General features: G+C 62.3%; 15 protein-coding genes and 1 pseudogene. 5 read left to right on the forward strand and 11 right to left on the reverse strand.

Annotation, left to right across the window (positions count from 1 at the left end):
- Nucleotides 1–2 precede the first annotated feature (2 nt).
- From ATE64_RS08795 to ATE64_RS08820, 6 genes are read right to left on the reverse strand one after another with little or no spacing between them, the layout of a single operon-like run.
- Nucleotides 3–395: a nuclear transport factor 2 family protein gene (locus tag ATE64_RS08795; protein ID WP_058454847.1), complete on the reverse strand. Its 393-nt coding sequence runs from the start codon at nucleotides 393–395 to the stop codon at nucleotides 3–5.
- Entirely contained in the window at nucleotides 392–622 is a 231-nt protein-coding gene (locus ATE64_RS08800) for a biotin/lipoyl-containing protein (protein WP_058454848.1), read from the reverse strand. The genes ATE64_RS08795 and ATE64_RS08800 overlap by 4 nt, the downstream gene beginning before the upstream one ends.
- Nucleotides 623–626: 4 nt before the next feature.
- Nucleotides 627–1,616 (reverse strand): alpha-ketoacid dehydrogenase subunit beta, encoded by a 990-nt coding sequence (locus tag ATE64_RS08805; RefSeq protein WP_058454849.1) that lies wholly within the window; start codon nucleotides 1,614–1,616, stop codon nucleotides 627–629.
- Nucleotides 1,613–2,593: a thiamine pyrophosphate-dependent dehydrogenase E1 component subunit alpha gene (locus ATE64_RS08810; RefSeq protein ID WP_058454850.1), complete on the reverse strand. Its 981-nt coding sequence runs from the start codon at nucleotides 2,591–2,593 to the stop codon at nucleotides 1,613–1,615. Before ATE64_RS08810 ends, ATE64_RS08805 begins: the two co-directional genes overlap by 4 nt.
- A complete protein-coding gene (locus tag ATE64_RS08815; protein ID WP_058454851.1) occupies nucleotides 2,590–3,237 on the reverse strand; it encodes a glutathione S-transferase family protein in 648 nt (215 codons plus the stop codon). Before ATE64_RS08815 ends, ATE64_RS08810 begins: the two co-directional genes overlap by 4 nt.
- Nucleotides 3,238–3,247: 10 nt before the next feature.
- A complete protein-coding gene (locus ATE64_RS08820; RefSeq protein WP_058454852.1) occupies nucleotides 3,248–4,012 on the reverse strand; it encodes an SDR family oxidoreductase in 765 nt (254 codons plus the stop codon).
- A 92-nt stretch (nucleotides 4,013–4,104) separates the two neighbouring features.
- On the opposite strand from ATE64_RS08820, the pseudogene ATE64_RS22185 reads away from it, so the two are divergent.
- Both ATE64_RS22185 and ATE64_RS08825 read left to right on the forward strand, forming a co-directional pair.
- A pseudogene (locus ATE64_RS22185) lies at nucleotides 4,105–4,313 on the forward strand (IS5/IS1182 family transposase); the annotation flags it as partial.
- A 470-nt stretch (nucleotides 4,314–4,783) separates the two neighbouring features.
- A complete protein-coding gene (locus ATE64_RS08825) occupies nucleotides 4,784–5,338 on the forward strand; it encodes a type 1 glutamine amidotransferase domain-containing protein (protein WP_058454853.1) in 555 nt (184 codons plus the stop codon).
- 121 nt (nucleotides 5,339–5,459) lie between these two features.
- On the opposite strand, the gene ATE64_RS22190 is transcribed toward ATE64_RS08825, so the two are convergent.
- Complete coding sequence (locus ATE64_RS22190; RefSeq protein WP_231729076.1) at nucleotides 5,460–5,978, reverse strand: hypothetical protein; 519 nt, start codon at nucleotides 5,976–5,978, stop codon at nucleotides 5,460–5,462.
- Between ATE64_RS22190 and ATE64_RS22195 the strand changes: the two genes are divergently transcribed.
- Entirely contained in the window at nucleotides 5,868–6,131 is a 264-nt protein-coding gene (locus ATE64_RS22195) for a hypothetical protein (protein WP_231729071.1), read from the forward strand. The genes ATE64_RS22190 and ATE64_RS22195 overlap by 111 nt on opposite strands.
- 301 nt (nucleotides 6,132–6,432) lie before the next feature.
- Nucleotides 6,433–6,705, forward strand: coding sequence for a carboxymuconolactone decarboxylase family protein (locus ATE64_RS22200; RefSeq protein WP_231729057.1), 273 nt, complete (start codon nucleotides 6,433–6,435; stop codon nucleotides 6,703–6,705).
- Nucleotides 6,706–7,188: 483 nt separating this feature from the next.
- Here the strand turns inward: ATE64_RS22200 and ATE64_RS08840 are convergent, their stop codons facing one another.
- From ATE64_RS08840 to ATE64_RS08855, 4 genes are all read right to left on the reverse strand, one after another.
- Nucleotides 7,189–8,421, reverse strand: a complete 1,233-nt coding sequence (locus ATE64_RS08840; RefSeq protein ID WP_058454855.1) for a DUF6596 domain-containing protein — start codon at nucleotides 8,419–8,421, stop codon at nucleotides 7,189–7,191.
- Between the two features lie 38 nt (nucleotides 8,422–8,459).
- Entirely contained in the window at nucleotides 8,460–8,897 is a 438-nt protein-coding gene (locus tag ATE64_RS08845) for a YciI family protein (RefSeq protein WP_058454856.1), read from the reverse strand.
- Nucleotides 8,898–9,118: 221 nt separating this feature from the next.
- Nucleotides 9,119–9,862 carry a methanethiol S-methyltransferase gene (gene mddA / locus ATE64_RS08850; protein WP_058454857.1) on the reverse strand — a complete coding sequence of 248 codons (744 nt, stop codon included), beginning with the start codon at nucleotides 9,860–9,862 and terminating at the stop codon, nucleotides 9,119–9,121.
- 220 nt (nucleotides 9,863–10,082) lie between these two features.
- The gene (locus ATE64_RS08855; protein WP_058454966.1) at nucleotides 10,083–10,355 is read right to left on the reverse strand and encodes a DUF4242 domain-containing protein; all 273 of its coding nucleotides are present in this window, start codon (nucleotides 10,353–10,355) and stop codon (nucleotides 10,083–10,085) included.
- 133 nt (nucleotides 10,356–10,488) lie between these two features.
- Between ATE64_RS08855 and ATE64_RS08860 the strand changes: the two genes are divergently transcribed.
- Nucleotides 10,489–13,074 carry an AAA family ATPase gene (locus ATE64_RS08860; protein ID WP_058454858.1) on the forward strand — a complete coding sequence of 862 codons (2,586 nt, stop codon included), beginning with the start codon at nucleotides 10,489–10,491 and terminating at the stop codon, nucleotides 13,072–13,074.
- The last annotated feature ends 53 nt before the right edge of the window (nucleotides 13,075–13,127 follow it).

Raw genomic sequence — 13,127 nt, forward strand, 5'->3', positions numbered from 1 at the left:
CGCTATGCCTTCAATTGCTCGACCATATGCGCGGTGTCGAAATAATGGATGCGCATCGACGCCATCTTGCCGGCGTCGTCGAATTCGGTGACCTCGGCGATATGCGTCTCGAAGCGCTTGCCGCTGGACTTCGCGGTCACGGTGAAATGAAGCAAAGCGACGGCATATTTCTCGCCGCCGACCAGTTCCATCCATTTGACGACCGGTTCTTCCCAATAGCCCATGACGTGCGCGTAAAGCCGCTGCAGCGCATCGCGCCCGCGCCATTCTCCGCCATAGGGAAGCGAGGCCGGTTCATGGATGACGAGATCGTCGGCCATGAAATCGGCAACCGCGTCCCACTCGCCGCGCGCGACCGCGGCGTACATCGCCTTGCTGGCTTCGAGCGGGGTCATTCGATCGTGCCGACGAGCGCGCCGACCGGATAGATCTCGCCCTCGACCCCGATCGGACGGATGATCCCGGCGACCTGCGCCTCGACCTCAACCGTCGTCTTGTCGGTCTCCACCGTATAGATGATGTCGCCGACCTCGACGCGTTCTCCGTCGCCGAACATCCATTCATTGAGCGTCATTTCGGTCGCCGACATGCCGATCTTCGGGATGCGCAATTCCTCCGCCATCGCCTCAGCCTTTCCAGTTCACGGCGGCGCGCACCGCATCGGCGATCTTTTCCTTGTTCGGGATCCACGCCTGCTCCAGCGCATTGGCCATCGGCACCGCCGAGAAGGCGCCCCCGATCCGTGTAACCGGAGCTTTGAGCTTGCCGAACAATTTCTCGTTGAGGCGCGAGGCGATCTCGGCCCCGGTGCCGTACTGCTTCACCGCTTCGTGCAGCACCACCGCGCGACCCGTCTTTTCGACCGATGCGGTGACCGTCGCCTCGTCATAGGGTGCGATGGTCCTGAGATCGATGACCTCGACCGAAATCCCCTCGTCGGCAAGCTTGCCCGCAATTTCGAGCGCGTCGAGCACGGTGCGGCCATAGGTGACGATCGTGCAATCGCTCCCCTCGCGCGCGACCGCGGCCTTGCCGAGCGGCACGAAATGGTTCGGTCCCGGATCGTCGGATTTGAGGCCGTAGCAAAGGATATTCTCGATGAAGATCACCGGGTCGTTGCACGCAATCGCCGCGCGCATCAGTCCCTGCGCGTCCGCCGCGTTCGACGGGGTGACGATCTTCAGCCCCGCGACATGCGCGAACCACGCCTCGAGCATGTCCGAATGCTGGCCGCCGAACCCGACGCCGACGCCGGTCGTGGTGCGGATCACCATCGGCACATGGGTCTGCCCCCCCGACATGAAGCGCAGCTTTGCGGCATGGTTGACGATCTGGTCCATCGCGACGGTCACGAAGTTCATCAGCATGATCTCGGCGATCGGGCGGAAGCCCGCGAGCGCCGCGCCGACGCACGCGCCGACGATCGCCTGCTCCGAAATCGGCGTCGCGCGGACGCGGTTCTCGCCATATTTTTCAGTCAGGCCCGCGGAGATTTTGAACACCCCGCCCCCTTGCTTGGCGGCGACATCCTCGCCGAGCAGGATCACGCCTTCATCCTCGGCCATCGCCTCGTCGATCGCGCGGTTGATCGCCTGCGTCATCGTGATCTGGCTCATGCCGCAATCTCCTCTTCGAAGACATCCTTGCGGATTTCCTCAGGGCCCGGCAGCGGGCTGTTCGCGGCGAATTCGGCGGCGGCGTCCATCTGGGCATCGAGATCGGCGACGATTGCGTCGAGCTCGGCCTCGGTAAACTGATGGTCGAGCATCAGCTGGCGCAGCCGCGGCAATGGATCCTCGGCGGCCATTTCGGCGAGATGCTCAGGCGGCATGTAGGAAAAGTCCGCGCCGAAGAAATGGCCCATCATCCGGTAGCACATCGCCTCGATCAGCGTCGGCCCCTCCCCCGCGCGGGCGCGATCCACCGCGGCCTTGGTCGTATTGTACATAGCGATGGCGTCGTTGCCGTCCACCTTCACTCCGTTCATCCCATAGGCCTTGGCGCGGGTGACGATCGAATCGACCTTGGTGTGATCGGCGAAGGCCGTGTGCTCGCCATAACGGTTGTTCTGGCAGAGGAAGATCACCGGCAGCTTCCAGAGCTGGGCCATGTTCATCGCCTCGTGGAAGGCGCCGATATTGGTCGCGCCGTCGCCGAAGCAGACCATCGTCACCTTGCCGTCGCCGCGGTTCTGCGACGCGAGCGCGAGGCCGTTGGCGATCGGCAGCCCCGACCCCACGACGCCGGTGGTCACCATCACGCCGGTTTCGGGATGGGTGATGTGCATCGACCCGCCCTTGCCGCGGCACGTGCCCCCGACCTTGCCGGCGATTTCGGCAAACAAGGGGTTGAGCGGCACGCCCTTCGCGATCTGGTCATGCTGGCCGCGATAGGTGGTGACCAGATAGTCGCTGGGTTCGAGCGCCGCCATCGCCGCCGCCGAGACAAGCTCCTGCCCGCGCACGGTGTAATAGATGACCGCGAGCTTGCCGGTCATCAGCAGCGAACGGAATTTCTCGTCGGCGCGAGCGACGCGCATCGTGCGGGTGTAGATGTCGCGCAGCTTGTCGCGGTCGATCGTCGTGTCGGTCATGCAGGCTCTCCGATGCCCAGTTTGGGGTTGGCGCTGGCGGCGGCGCTGGGACGCGCCGCAACGCGGTCGCGCCAGGCAGCGAGGTTGGCGAGCGCGGGATCGAGCGGTTGCCCGACCATCGCGCCGAACTCCACGAAGGAAAAAAGCAGGATATCGGCAAGGCTGAAGCGATCGGCCGCGAGCCAGGGCCCCGCACCGACAATTCCGTCGACCTTCGCCAGCCCGTCGGCGGCGAGCCGCTTCAGGTCCGCCGCCGCATCGGGCAGGCACAGCATCCGGCTCTGGAACATCGGCAAACCCTCGGCGCCGCGGAAGCCTGCGGTCATCGGCACGACAACAAGCTGGTCGACGATCCGCACGAACATTCGCGTTTGCGCCCGCTCCTCGGCGGTCGCGCCGAGCATCGCATGCCCGCCAACCGTCTCGTCTAGATATTCGCAGATGGCGACGCTCTCGGCGAGGCAAGTCCCGTCGTCGAGTTCGAGCAGCGGTGTGTGACCGAGCGGGCTTTTGGCGCAGAAATCGGGCTGACGGTTCTCGGCCGACATGATGTCGACTAACTGGCGATCGACCGCGATGCCCGTCTCGGCGAGGTACATCAGCACCACGCGCGGATTGGGGCCGAGCGACTGATAGAGCTTCATCGCGCGCGCCCTAAAACTGGACGCGCTTGGTGAAGCCGCCGTCGATGACGAGATGCGCGCCGGTCATGTAGGGACAGGCGGGCGAGGCCATGAAGACGATCGCCTTCGCCACTTCCTCGGGTTCGCCGAAGCGCCCCATCGGCATCTGCGCGAGCGTGCTTTCATAGAGCGGCGGCGCCGCCGACTTGATGACCTCCCAATTGCCGCCCGGATAATAGATCGCGCCCGGCGAAACGATGTTGACGCGAATATTCTGCGCCGCGAGCGCCTGGCTCAATTGCGAGCCATAGGTGATCAGCGCCGCCTTCAGCGCGTTGAACGCCTGCGGCACGATGAAAGTCTCGACCGCGGCGGTCGACGACATGAAGATGATCGATCCCGACCCCGACGCCGCGAGCGCCTCGGTCAGCGTCTCGACGCCGTGCACGGCGCCCATGATATCCATGTCGAGCCCGCGCTGCCAGTCGCCGGTCGCGCCCTGCCCCGACGAGCTTGCGGTGTGGATGAAAATGTCGCAGCCGCCGAGCGTGTCGCGCGCCTTTTCCAGCCAGGCGCGATAGCCGTCGGGATTGCCCGTCATGTCGAACTGTTCGCCAAACACCTTGCCCGGACCCGCGGCATCGATCGTCGCGACCGCGGCCGCGACCTTGTCGGCATCACGTGAGAAGAAGGCGACGTCGGCGCCCTCGGCAGCGAAAATCTTGAGCGCGGCGAGCCCTAGCCCGTGCGCGCCACCGTTGATGATCACTTTCTTGCCGGCAAGACCCAGATCCATCGCATCCTCCTCTTGTGATTTTGACGCGAACCTAGCTGGAACGGCAATCGCGAGACATCAGCAAAAATGTGAGCGCGGCAATCAGCCCACCTTTATCCGCCGCTCGCGCTGGCGACTTACAGATGATCGGCAGTCCTTCCTTTCGCGCCGACCAGCAGGCCGTGACGGCAGAGGGGGCTCGAGATCATTGTCTCGGTCGCTCCGCGGGGCGGGCTCACGACCAAAAATCTACCCGTTCGCGGACGGGCGAGGCTTCCCAATCCGGTTGAGCCTTACCGCCAGACAAAGCCATGACAGGCAAGCCGACAATGAACGCGAGCGCATCGGCGAACTGGCTCAAGACCGGGCAGCGAACAGGGCCGAGTCCCGGCGCATTTAGGATCGCTGCCGCAAGAGAATGGGGAATGAAACGCGAACGGTTTACAATCGGACTGTAAACCAGTTTCGGAGAGCGCCGCTAAGTGATTGAAAACTGGTAGCGGAAGTCCGTAGCGGTCGTTACGTCACCGAAGGCGCTGCCACCTTTTCATATGAGTTTCCTCCCAACTAAGTCTTATGCTGGCCGATCTCGGACTGGCAGCTTTTGAGCGCGCCAACTCCTGGAGGGCCGGATCACAGCAGGCAACGTCGAAGCGGGAGCTCCGATCTTCTCAAGATATTCTGTCCTGACGCGCGGAGAGGCCGAACTGTCGGTGCGACTTTCGGCCTATCTTTTGATCACGCAACATCTTCCCTGCCCGCGCATTGTTGAAGGACACAAGGAGAAATGACATGGCCAATCCCCTCACCCGGCGGCGCATCCTCATCATGGCGACCGACGGCTTCGAACAGTCCGAACTGGAAATTCCCCTCGAACGACTTCAGGATGCCGGCGCCGAGATCGACATCGCCTCGCTCCAGACTGGCGACATCACCGGTTGGGACGAAGATGATTGGGGCGACGAAATCGACGTTGATCTGCTGATCGCCGATGCCAACGCCGACGACTATGACGCGCTGGTGCTTCCCGGCGGTCAGATCAATCCAGACCTGCTGCGTGTCGATGCAAAGGCGATCGCGTTGATCAAGTCCTTCGCCGACGCAGGCAAACCTGTGGCAGCGATATGCCACGCGCCTTGGCTGCTCGTCGAAGCGGGTCTTGCAAATGGCAGGCGAATGACGAGCTACAAGTCGATCCGCACCGATGTCGCCAATGCTGGTGCCGAAGTAGTCGATGAAGAGGTGGTAGTCGACGGCAACATCATCACGAGCCGCTGCCCCGACGATCTTCCGGCCTTCTGCGACGCGATCGTCGCATCGCTCACGCCCGCCAGTGCCGATGCCTGACGGTGGCATTGCGGGAATCGGGATCCACCAAAGGCCATCGAGTTGGCCGACCAGGCTAATCCAAGTGTGCGCATGAAGCCGAACAAGATTGCAGGCGATCAGGCGACCCACTCCAGCGAAATCAGCCAAGCAGTCTCGGGCTCCGCCAACGGGAGCATGACACCTGCCTGCAAGAGCTCCGCCGAGCGAACTGTCCATCGTCCGGTGGGGTCCCGGCAAGCAGAAGACGGATGCGATAGCTGCCCGCGGGATCTACCCCAGGCATCTTGACCGGCGGACATGCATAATGATCCGCGAATCTTGTTTGCGCCGCCAGTGCCAGCCCGCGTGCTTCCAACAACGCGAGATACCCGAACGCACCTGGCACGTTTTCAGCTATCCGCGTCAGCGAACCTCGATGAATAACGTCCCGCCATTCCTTGTAGAGGGCGATATGCGCCGCAAGCAAAGCCCTGTCGGAAGCGGACATCGAGGCCGGATCACGCCGCACGAGTTCGTCGAACGCGCGCGCGTCGATGCCGCGCGCGGGATGCTCAAAGCAAGTGAACGGGCGCTCAAGGCCGTCGCCTTCGATTGCGGCTTTGGCAATGCCGACCCGATGCGGGCGGCTTTCGTCCAACGACTTGGCGTAGCGCCCCATCAGTATCGGTCGAGTTTCAGGCCCGGCGCAAACGCGGCGCATAAATTGTCACAGAGCGAGGGGGTTTTTGCGGAGCCGGGAGGGCGGAAAGTTCCGAAGGGAGCTGTCGGTGACGGCGCGTATCTTTGGCCGTGTTTCAACCGCATTAGTTAAGCAGGCTCAGTGCTTCGTCGATTTCTCGGAATCGTGTCTTGGCCGATTTTGGACTGGCGGCTTTCAACACCGATTTGAAATAAGCGGACACTCTGGGGCCGTATGACGATGACGTGGCCCCTCGTTTCGCAGCGCGACCTGATTGGTACGCGGCAGCAGACGAATCTCGGGCCGTTCTTCCGGCCCCTTTCGCCCACATCCGGTCGCACCGACATTTTTTCGGGCGCGATGTCACAGCGCCGAAATCCCGCTCGTCAGGCCTGATGACGCCGATATCGGCTGAGGAAGAAAGGAAGATCAGATGAATCGGTTGAATTGGTCCGAAGTAGCCCCCGCCGGAGCGAAGGCGCTGTACGTTGTCCACCATTATATCACCAATAACACTGCCCTCCCGGCAGAGCTGATTCACCTTGTCTTCCTCCGAGTTTCACAGATCAACGGATGCGCTCACTGCATCGATCTGCACACCCGAGATCTTCTCAAGACCATGCCGGTGGGCAAGGTCGCACTGCTTCCGGTGTGGGACGAAGTCCCGCATCTGTTCCCTGACCGGTACCGCGCAGCACTGGCGTAGGCGGAGGAGGTCACGCGCGTCAGCGAGACGCATGCTTCGGACAAGGCCTATGCAGCCGCCGCCGAGGCATTCGAGCCGAAGGACCTCGTGGACCTGACGATCGCGATTGCGGCGATGAACGCCTTCAACCGGCTGGGCGCACCATTCCGGCTTCCGGTCGCGGCCAAGCCCTGAAGTGTGAGCGCTGCGCTTTTTGGCGTTGCGGTACAATATCCCTCGTGCCAGCGAAGCTATCCGCGCCATGCGACCCAGGAGGGCTCTTCCTTTCAGGAAACACGGCTCTTCATCTTACGCCCGCCCGGTTTCGATCGGGCGGGCGTTCTTTTGGGAAGCGCAAATCGCTGGTGCTTGCCGATTCCAGTCAGTTCGCTTCGAGGGCGCCAAGCATCGAAAACTGAAGCAGCCTGGATCATGCTGGCTCATCCCCTCCCTTCGATCGCTTGGCCGCATTCGACGCTTCCGGAACACGAGCGCCAAGAGCCACTACAGCTGGTCAAGATAGGAGCGAATCTGCGCGGCTTCGGCCGCGCTTTGTGCAAGTGCGATTGCACGCCCATAGGCGGTAGCCGCTTCATCGCCGCGCCCAAGCTCCGCCAGAAACTGGCCGATGGCGGCATGATAATGAAAATAGCCTTCAAGGGCGGTGGCGAGGGGCTCGGCATGGGCGAGCGCTTCGCCCGGTCCCCGCGACCGCCAGATCGCCACGGCGTGATTGAGGGCGACGACGGGGGTTGGCCACATGTCCTCCAGTACCCGGTACAAGCCTTCGATCTGGTCCCAGCGCGTGTCGGCGAAGGTCGGAGCCCGCGCGTGCATCGCCGCGATCGCCGCCTGCAGCTGATAGGGGCCGGGCTTGCCCATCCGAAAGGCGCGGTCGGTAAGCGCGATGCCTTCGGCAATAGCCGATCTGTCCCACCGGTCGCGGTCCTGTTCCTCGAGGAGGATAATCGCGCCGGCGGCGTCGAAACGGGCATCGCGCCGCGAGTCCTGCAGCAGAAGCAATGCGACGAGGCCCAAGACCTCTGGCTCGTCGGGAAAGAGGTCGAGGAGGACCCGCGCGAGCCGGATCGACTCATCGCAGAGCGGGCGGGCGCGCGCCGCCTCGTGCGACGCGGCGGCATATCCCTTGGTGAACAGGAGATAGATCATCGACGAGACCGCCCCCTGCCGCTCGGCGCGAAGTGCGGGCGACGGCGGTTCGAACCGGATGTCGGCCTGGGCGACCGCTCGCTTCGCCCGCGTGATCCGCTGTTCCATCGCCGCCTCGCTGACGAGGAAGGCGCTCGCGATATCGGCCACGGAGAGGCCACAGACAATACGAAGCGCCAGCGCGATCTGCTGGGTCGCGGCGAGCTCCTTGTGGCAGCATATGAACAGCAGGCGCAGCATGTCGTCGCCATAGGCACGTTCGTCGAGGGTGTCGGCGATCTCCTCTTCGGCATCGCCCGGCGGCGCGGCGATCTCCTCGGGCAGCGAAGTCTCGCGAAGCGCCCGCCGGACGGTGTCGATTCCTGCATTTGCCCCAACGCGAACGAGCCAGGCCAGCGGATCGCGGGGCGTTCCTTGCTCGGCCCAGTGGCGGAGCGCGCGGAGGCAAGCCTCCTGGAAGGCCTCCTCCGCCGCCTCGACGCTGCCGAGGCGGCGGAGGAGCGCTGCCATGGCCCGCGGCCGCGCCGTCCGCAGCACGGTGTCGATCCAGTTCGGGTCCTGGGTCATGTTCGTCTCATCGGCGACCGATCCGCGGGTGCGGGCACTTACATATAGCGACCGTGCTGCTGCTCGATATCCTTGGCCAACTGTTCCGATTGGGCATCGATCTCCGGCGTCGAGACCTCGGCGAAGTCTTCCATACCGAAGAGCGGCCGGATCTCTAGATCCGAATCCGACATCTGGGGGTTAGGGCAGCGCTTGGCCCATGCGATCGCCTCCTCCATCGAGGCCACTTCCCAGATCCAGAAGCCCGCGACCAATTCGCTCGTTTCGGCAAAGGGCCCGTCGGTGACCGTGCGGGTTTCGCCCGAGAAGCGGACCCGGACACCCTGCGAAGAGGGCTTGAGGCCTTCGCCTGCGATCATCACGCCAGCCTTCACCAACTCCTCGTTATAGTTCATCATTGCGGCGAGCAGTTCGGGCTGCGGCATCGCTCCCGCTTCGCTATTCTTGTCGGCCTTGACCAGTACCATCACGCGCATTGTTCATCTCCTTCTCCAGGGGTTGCGGCCCAAGGACGGACGAGCATCAGCGATTCCGACACCGCCGAGGAAGATTTTTCAAGTGCCTCTCAACCGGCCACGATATTCCGCCAAATCTACATGCTGACGTTGGCGGATAGCGCACGATCGGCTCGGAGGTCCGGGGCGCGAAATGCCGTCGATAGGTTTGATCGACGGCATCGCATTGAACCCGCGAGGCGTTAGACAGCCCTTCTCCCGATCGCCGGCAGCATTTTTCCGACACGCTGCTGGTAACGCAGATATTCATCTCCAAACTGATCGAGCAGATCTCGTTCTTCATAGATGAGCGCGATGAAGATGTAGGAGGACATGCCGAGAGCGAAGAGCAGATGACCAACGGTCATCACGGGGGTTGCCCAGAATGCAACCAGGAAGCCGAGGTACAAAGGGTGCCGGACAATCCGGTACAAGAGCGGCGTCCGGAATTGTGGAGCGGCAGCGGCTCTGCCCCGGACGTAAAGCCACGCCTGCTGGAGCCCGAACAGCTCGAAATGATTGATGAGGAAGGTGCTTGCGAGGACAATCAGCCAGCCGGCCGCAAACAGCAACCAAAGGATCGTCTGAAGCAATGCGCTGTGCGCGTGCCAGACATCTCCCTCGATCGGACGCCACAGCACGAAAAGCAACGCCAATGCACCGCTTGCGAGCAGTACATAAACGCTCCGCTCGCTCTGCGCCGGCACAAGACGCTTCCAGGCTTTCTTGAACCAGGGCCGGGCCATGATGCTGTGTTGCAGCCCGAAAAGCGCGATCAGGCCAACGTCGACAAGGAAGGCGATTGCGACCGGTGCCTCCTGCCCGCCCGCATCGACGCGGCGCGGGATCTGGGGCAAGTCGGCGAGAAAGGCTATCAAATACAGAAAGACGCCCAGAAAGAGCGTGTAGGCAGTGCCCGAAAACAGCATGGAGAAGAGCTTCTTCATATCCTGTCTCCCAAAGGTCATCGTGTGGAATATGGACAAACCGGAGGGCAAAGGTCGCGCCGGTTATCGGCCCGACCTTCGCACCGATGCCGCAGGCATCAAATGATCGGCGAGATGTCGATCACCATTCCAAGCAGCATGAATTCGAGCAGCGACGTCAGCGTGACGACGGCTGCAAAGGCGATTTCGATGTATTTTTCCTGAGTCATTGTGGGTCCGATCAATAATAGAAATAGGGGTCGAGCACGCGGACTTCGCTTACGGCATCCACGGGCAGCATGTTGGCGGCGGCGGTTTCGTCGATCGCTTCCGCATCGGGCGCATCATAAATGCAGTATGTCTTGCGCTTGTCGGCGGACACATAGCTGTGGATCCACGTCACACCGCGCGCGGCATTGTTGTTCACGACACCCACACAGGCGGAAGCGCCATCACAGTCGGTGGGGATATTGAGGCCGGCGGGAAACGAGCGTTCGACGAGATAGCGAGGCATTTTCATTCTCCTTGTTGCTAAATGCAGGCTTTATCTGGACGAACTGCGGAGCGAGCACATCGGCGGAACTCCCTATTTTGGGATTCTGAATTCCCTATTTTTGAGCCCCGACTTCTCTTAGAAACCGGCTGTCATGCTGCTGGAACGCGACGTTTACCTCGATCAGCTTGAGGCTCTTCTTGGCGAAGCCATGAAAGGTGCCGGCCGCGCTGCGTTCGTCGCTGGCGAAGCCGGCATCGGCAAGACCAGCCTATTGGCCGCCTTCTCCGAGCGCACAGGGTCAAGCGTGCGGGTCTTGCATGCGGCGTGCGAGGATCTCTCCGCTCCCGAGACGCTAAGTCTTCTTCGCGATCTGACTATCGTCGATCAGCGAGGCCTTGAGAATGCCGAGCGCGGGCAGTCGCGTCTTGCGCTGTTCGCCGAAGTCCTTGCAAACCTCGCCAGCGAGCCGACGGTGCTGATCCTCGAGGACATTCACTGGGCTGACGACGCGAGCCTCGATTTCATTCGCTTCATCGGACGGCGGCTGACGAGTACTCAACTCCTGCTTTTAGCTTCGTCGAGGAACGACGGAAGCGATGCGAAGCAGCGATTGCACCGCGCAGCTGCCGATGTCCCGGCTGCTGCGAGGACATTGATCGAACTGCCGCGATTATCGTCCGTGGCAGTCGGCAAGCTCGCTGCAAAACGCGGCCTGATCGGGCATGCCATCCATGACGCCACGGGCGGCAATCCGTTGTTCGTCAGCGAAATGCTCTCCGCGAAGGGCGAGCGCCCGGCAATGATCGACGATCTCGTCGTTTCAAAGGCGGGCGCACTTTCGAACGCGGCGCGCGCGCTGATGGAGCTGTGCTCGATCTACCCGCGACGGACACCCTATCAAGCGATCGCTGCCGCCAACATCGTCGAAGCCGCGATCGACGAATGCCTTGCCTCGGGCATGCTGGTACCGGCCGGCGACGGGCTTGGTTTTCGGCATGAGTTGATCCGTCAGGCCGTAGAACATTCGCTGCCCCCGTTCCGGCGGCAGCGTTTGCATGCTGCGGCGCTCGCCCAGCTGGAGGTCAACCGGGGAAGTGCTGCGCGGTGTCTGCACCATGCGTTAGGCGCGAAGGAAAGCGCCAAGATCCGGGTGCTCGCCCCTGCGGCCGCCGAAAAAGCTTCGACGATGGGTTCGCACCGGGCGGCCGCACAAGCATGGCGTTCGCTTCTGGACCTCGACGGCCTCGACGGCGAAGCAGAAGCGCAGGCGCGCGAACGATACGCGTTCGAACTTCACATGTTCGGCGCTCTATCCGAAGCTATCGACCAACAGGCTTCTGCCATCTCAATCTATGCAAGCCAGGGCGCGATGCTCAAGATGGGCAATTGTCAGCGCTTTCTATCGCGCCTTCACTATTTAAACGGCCAGCGGGCTGCCGCCGAAGCGATAGGCAGTGAAGCCGTCGCGTGTCTTGAGCCTTTCGGTGAGAGCGCGGAGCTCGCGCTGGCCTATGCAAATCTGGCCCATCTCGCCATGCTTGGCGAAAACATGCAGCAGTCCGTTCACTGGAGCGAGCGGGCGGAGAAGATAGCCCTGCGGTTCGACCGCACCGACATTCTGGCGACGGTCTACAATAACTGGGGCACGGCAATTCAGTTTGCGGACCCGGCGCGTGCGGCGGAGATGGTGGAGCGAAGTATCGAACTTGGACTTGCGACCGGCACCCAGGAGCATGTCGCAAGAGCCTTTACCAATCTGGGCTGGCTCAAGCTCCAAGGACTCGACCTGGAAGCTGCCGAAAAAACGCTCGTGCAAGGTGAATCCTACTGCATCGACAATGAACTCAATGTGTGGCGCGACTATATGGCTGGAACTCGTGCGCTCGCACTCGTCAAACTGGGTCGCTGGGAAGAGGCGGAACAAATCTCCCGGGAAATAGTGGCGCGCGACGACAATACGCTCCTCATGCGCAATCCTGCGGTTCGCGCCCTCGCCCAAATACTCGTCAGGCGCGGAGATCCCGGGGCAGACGTGGTCATTGACGAGCTGCGGCGCCACATGGATCAAGGGAAGGAGGTGCCGCGCTTTGCGCCCTATGCATCATTGTCGGCGGAATTGGCCTGGACTTCCGCAAGGCAATCTGAAGCCGCTTTATCGCTCATCGACGAAGCCATCGATATGCTGGGACCCGACCACAATGCCCATATGCGGAAGGAACTCGAATATTGGCGGAGCAAGCTTCGAGCAGAACCACCGGGACCTCTCGGGCCGGCTGCCATCGCAAAATCGGATGATCTGCATTCCTTGGCCCAGGCCGCGGCCGACCATTGGACCTGCAAGGCAATGCCGTTCGAAACAGCATTGGCCCTCTCGCAAGGAGACGATGCGCAGGCGCGGGTGGCCCTCGAGATACTCGCCAAACTGGGCGCGACCGCCACTGAGGCGAGGGTCCGTTCTGAACTCGCGGCGCGGGGTCTCACGACCGGGTCTCGGGGCCCGCGCGCTTCGACACGCAGCAATCCCTATCAACTAACGCGGCGCGAAATGGAAATCCTGCAGCACCTCGACCGGGGACTGACCAACAAGCAAATCGGAGACACGCTGTTCGTTTCGGCCAAGACCGTCGATCACCACGTAACGTCAATTCTAGGCAAGCTCGACGCAAGAAACAGGGGCGAGGCTGCGGCAAAGGCCCGGCGCGAGAGGTTGATTCCCGAGGCGGATGGCAAGCCCTAACGGGCTTAGCCGTTGTCTTGCGCGGGCAGAATGGCGACAGCGTCGCGGTCGGT

Source organism: Sphingopyxis sp. H073 (assembly GCF_001468395.1).
Lineage (GTDB): Bacteria > Pseudomonadota > Alphaproteobacteria > Sphingomonadales > Sphingomonadaceae > Sphingopyxis.

What these genes read in the sequence shown, in the direction of transcription:
- ATE64_RS08820 (WP_058454852.1), bottom strand. Translation starts at nt 4,012, where the DNA reads ATGGATCTGGGTCTTGCCGGCAAGAAAGTGATCATCAACGGTGGCGCG.
- ATE64_RS22190 (WP_231729076.1), bottom strand. Translation starts at nt 5,978, where the DNA reads ATGGGGCGCTACGCCAAGTCGTTGGACGAAAGCCGCCCGCATCGGGTC.
- ATE64_RS08825 (WP_058454853.1), top strand. Translation starts at nt 4,784, where the DNA reads ATGGCCAATCCCCTCACCCGGCGGCGCATCCTCATCATGGCGACCGAC.
- ATE64_RS22195 (WP_231729071.1), top strand. Translation starts at nt 5,868, where the DNA reads ATGCTCAAAGCAAGTGAACGGGCGCTCAAGGCCGTCGCCTTCGATTGC.
- ATE64_RS08800 (WP_058454848.1), bottom strand. Translation starts at nt 622, where the DNA reads ATGGCGGAGGAATTGCGCATCCCGAAGATCGGCATGTCGGCGACCGAA.
- mddA (WP_058454857.1), bottom strand. Translation starts at nt 9,862, where the DNA reads ATGAAGAAGCTCTTCTCCATGCTGTTTTCGGGCACTGCCTACACGCTC.
- ATE64_RS08810 (WP_058454850.1), bottom strand. Translation starts at nt 2,593, where the DNA reads ATGACCGACACGACGATCGACCGCGACAAGCTGCGCGACATCTACACC.
- ATE64_RS08860 (WP_058454858.1), top strand. Translation starts at nt 10,489, where the DNA reads ATGCTGCTGGAACGCGACGTTTACCTCGATCAGCTTGAGGCTCTTCTT.
- ATE64_RS08845 (WP_058454856.1), bottom strand. Translation starts at nt 8,897, where the DNA reads ATGCGCGTGATGGTACTGGTCAAGGCCGACAAGAATAGCGAAGCGGGA.
- ATE64_RS08805 (WP_058454849.1), bottom strand. Translation starts at nt 1,616, where the DNA reads ATGAGCCAGATCACGATGACGCAGGCGATCAACCGCGCGATCGACGAG.
- ATE64_RS08840 (WP_058454855.1), bottom strand. Translation starts at nt 8,421, where the DNA reads ATGACCCAGGACCCGAACTGGATCGACACCGTGCTGCGGACGGCGCGG.
- ATE64_RS08795 (WP_058454847.1), bottom strand. Translation starts at nt 395, where the DNA reads ATGACCCCGCTCGAAGCCAGCAAGGCGATGTACGCCGCGGTCGCGCGC.
- ATE64_RS08815 (WP_058454851.1), bottom strand. Translation starts at nt 3,237, where the DNA reads ATGAAGCTCTATCAGTCGCTCGGCCCCAATCCGCGCGTGGTGCTGATG.
- ATE64_RS22200 (WP_231729057.1), top strand. Translation starts at nt 6,433, where the DNA reads ATGAATCGGTTGAATTGGTCCGAAGTAGCCCCCGCCGGAGCGAAGGCG.
- ATE64_RS08855 (WP_058454966.1), bottom strand. Translation starts at nt 10,355, where the DNA reads ATGCCTCGCTATCTCGTCGAACGCTCGTTTCCCGCCGGCCTCAATATC.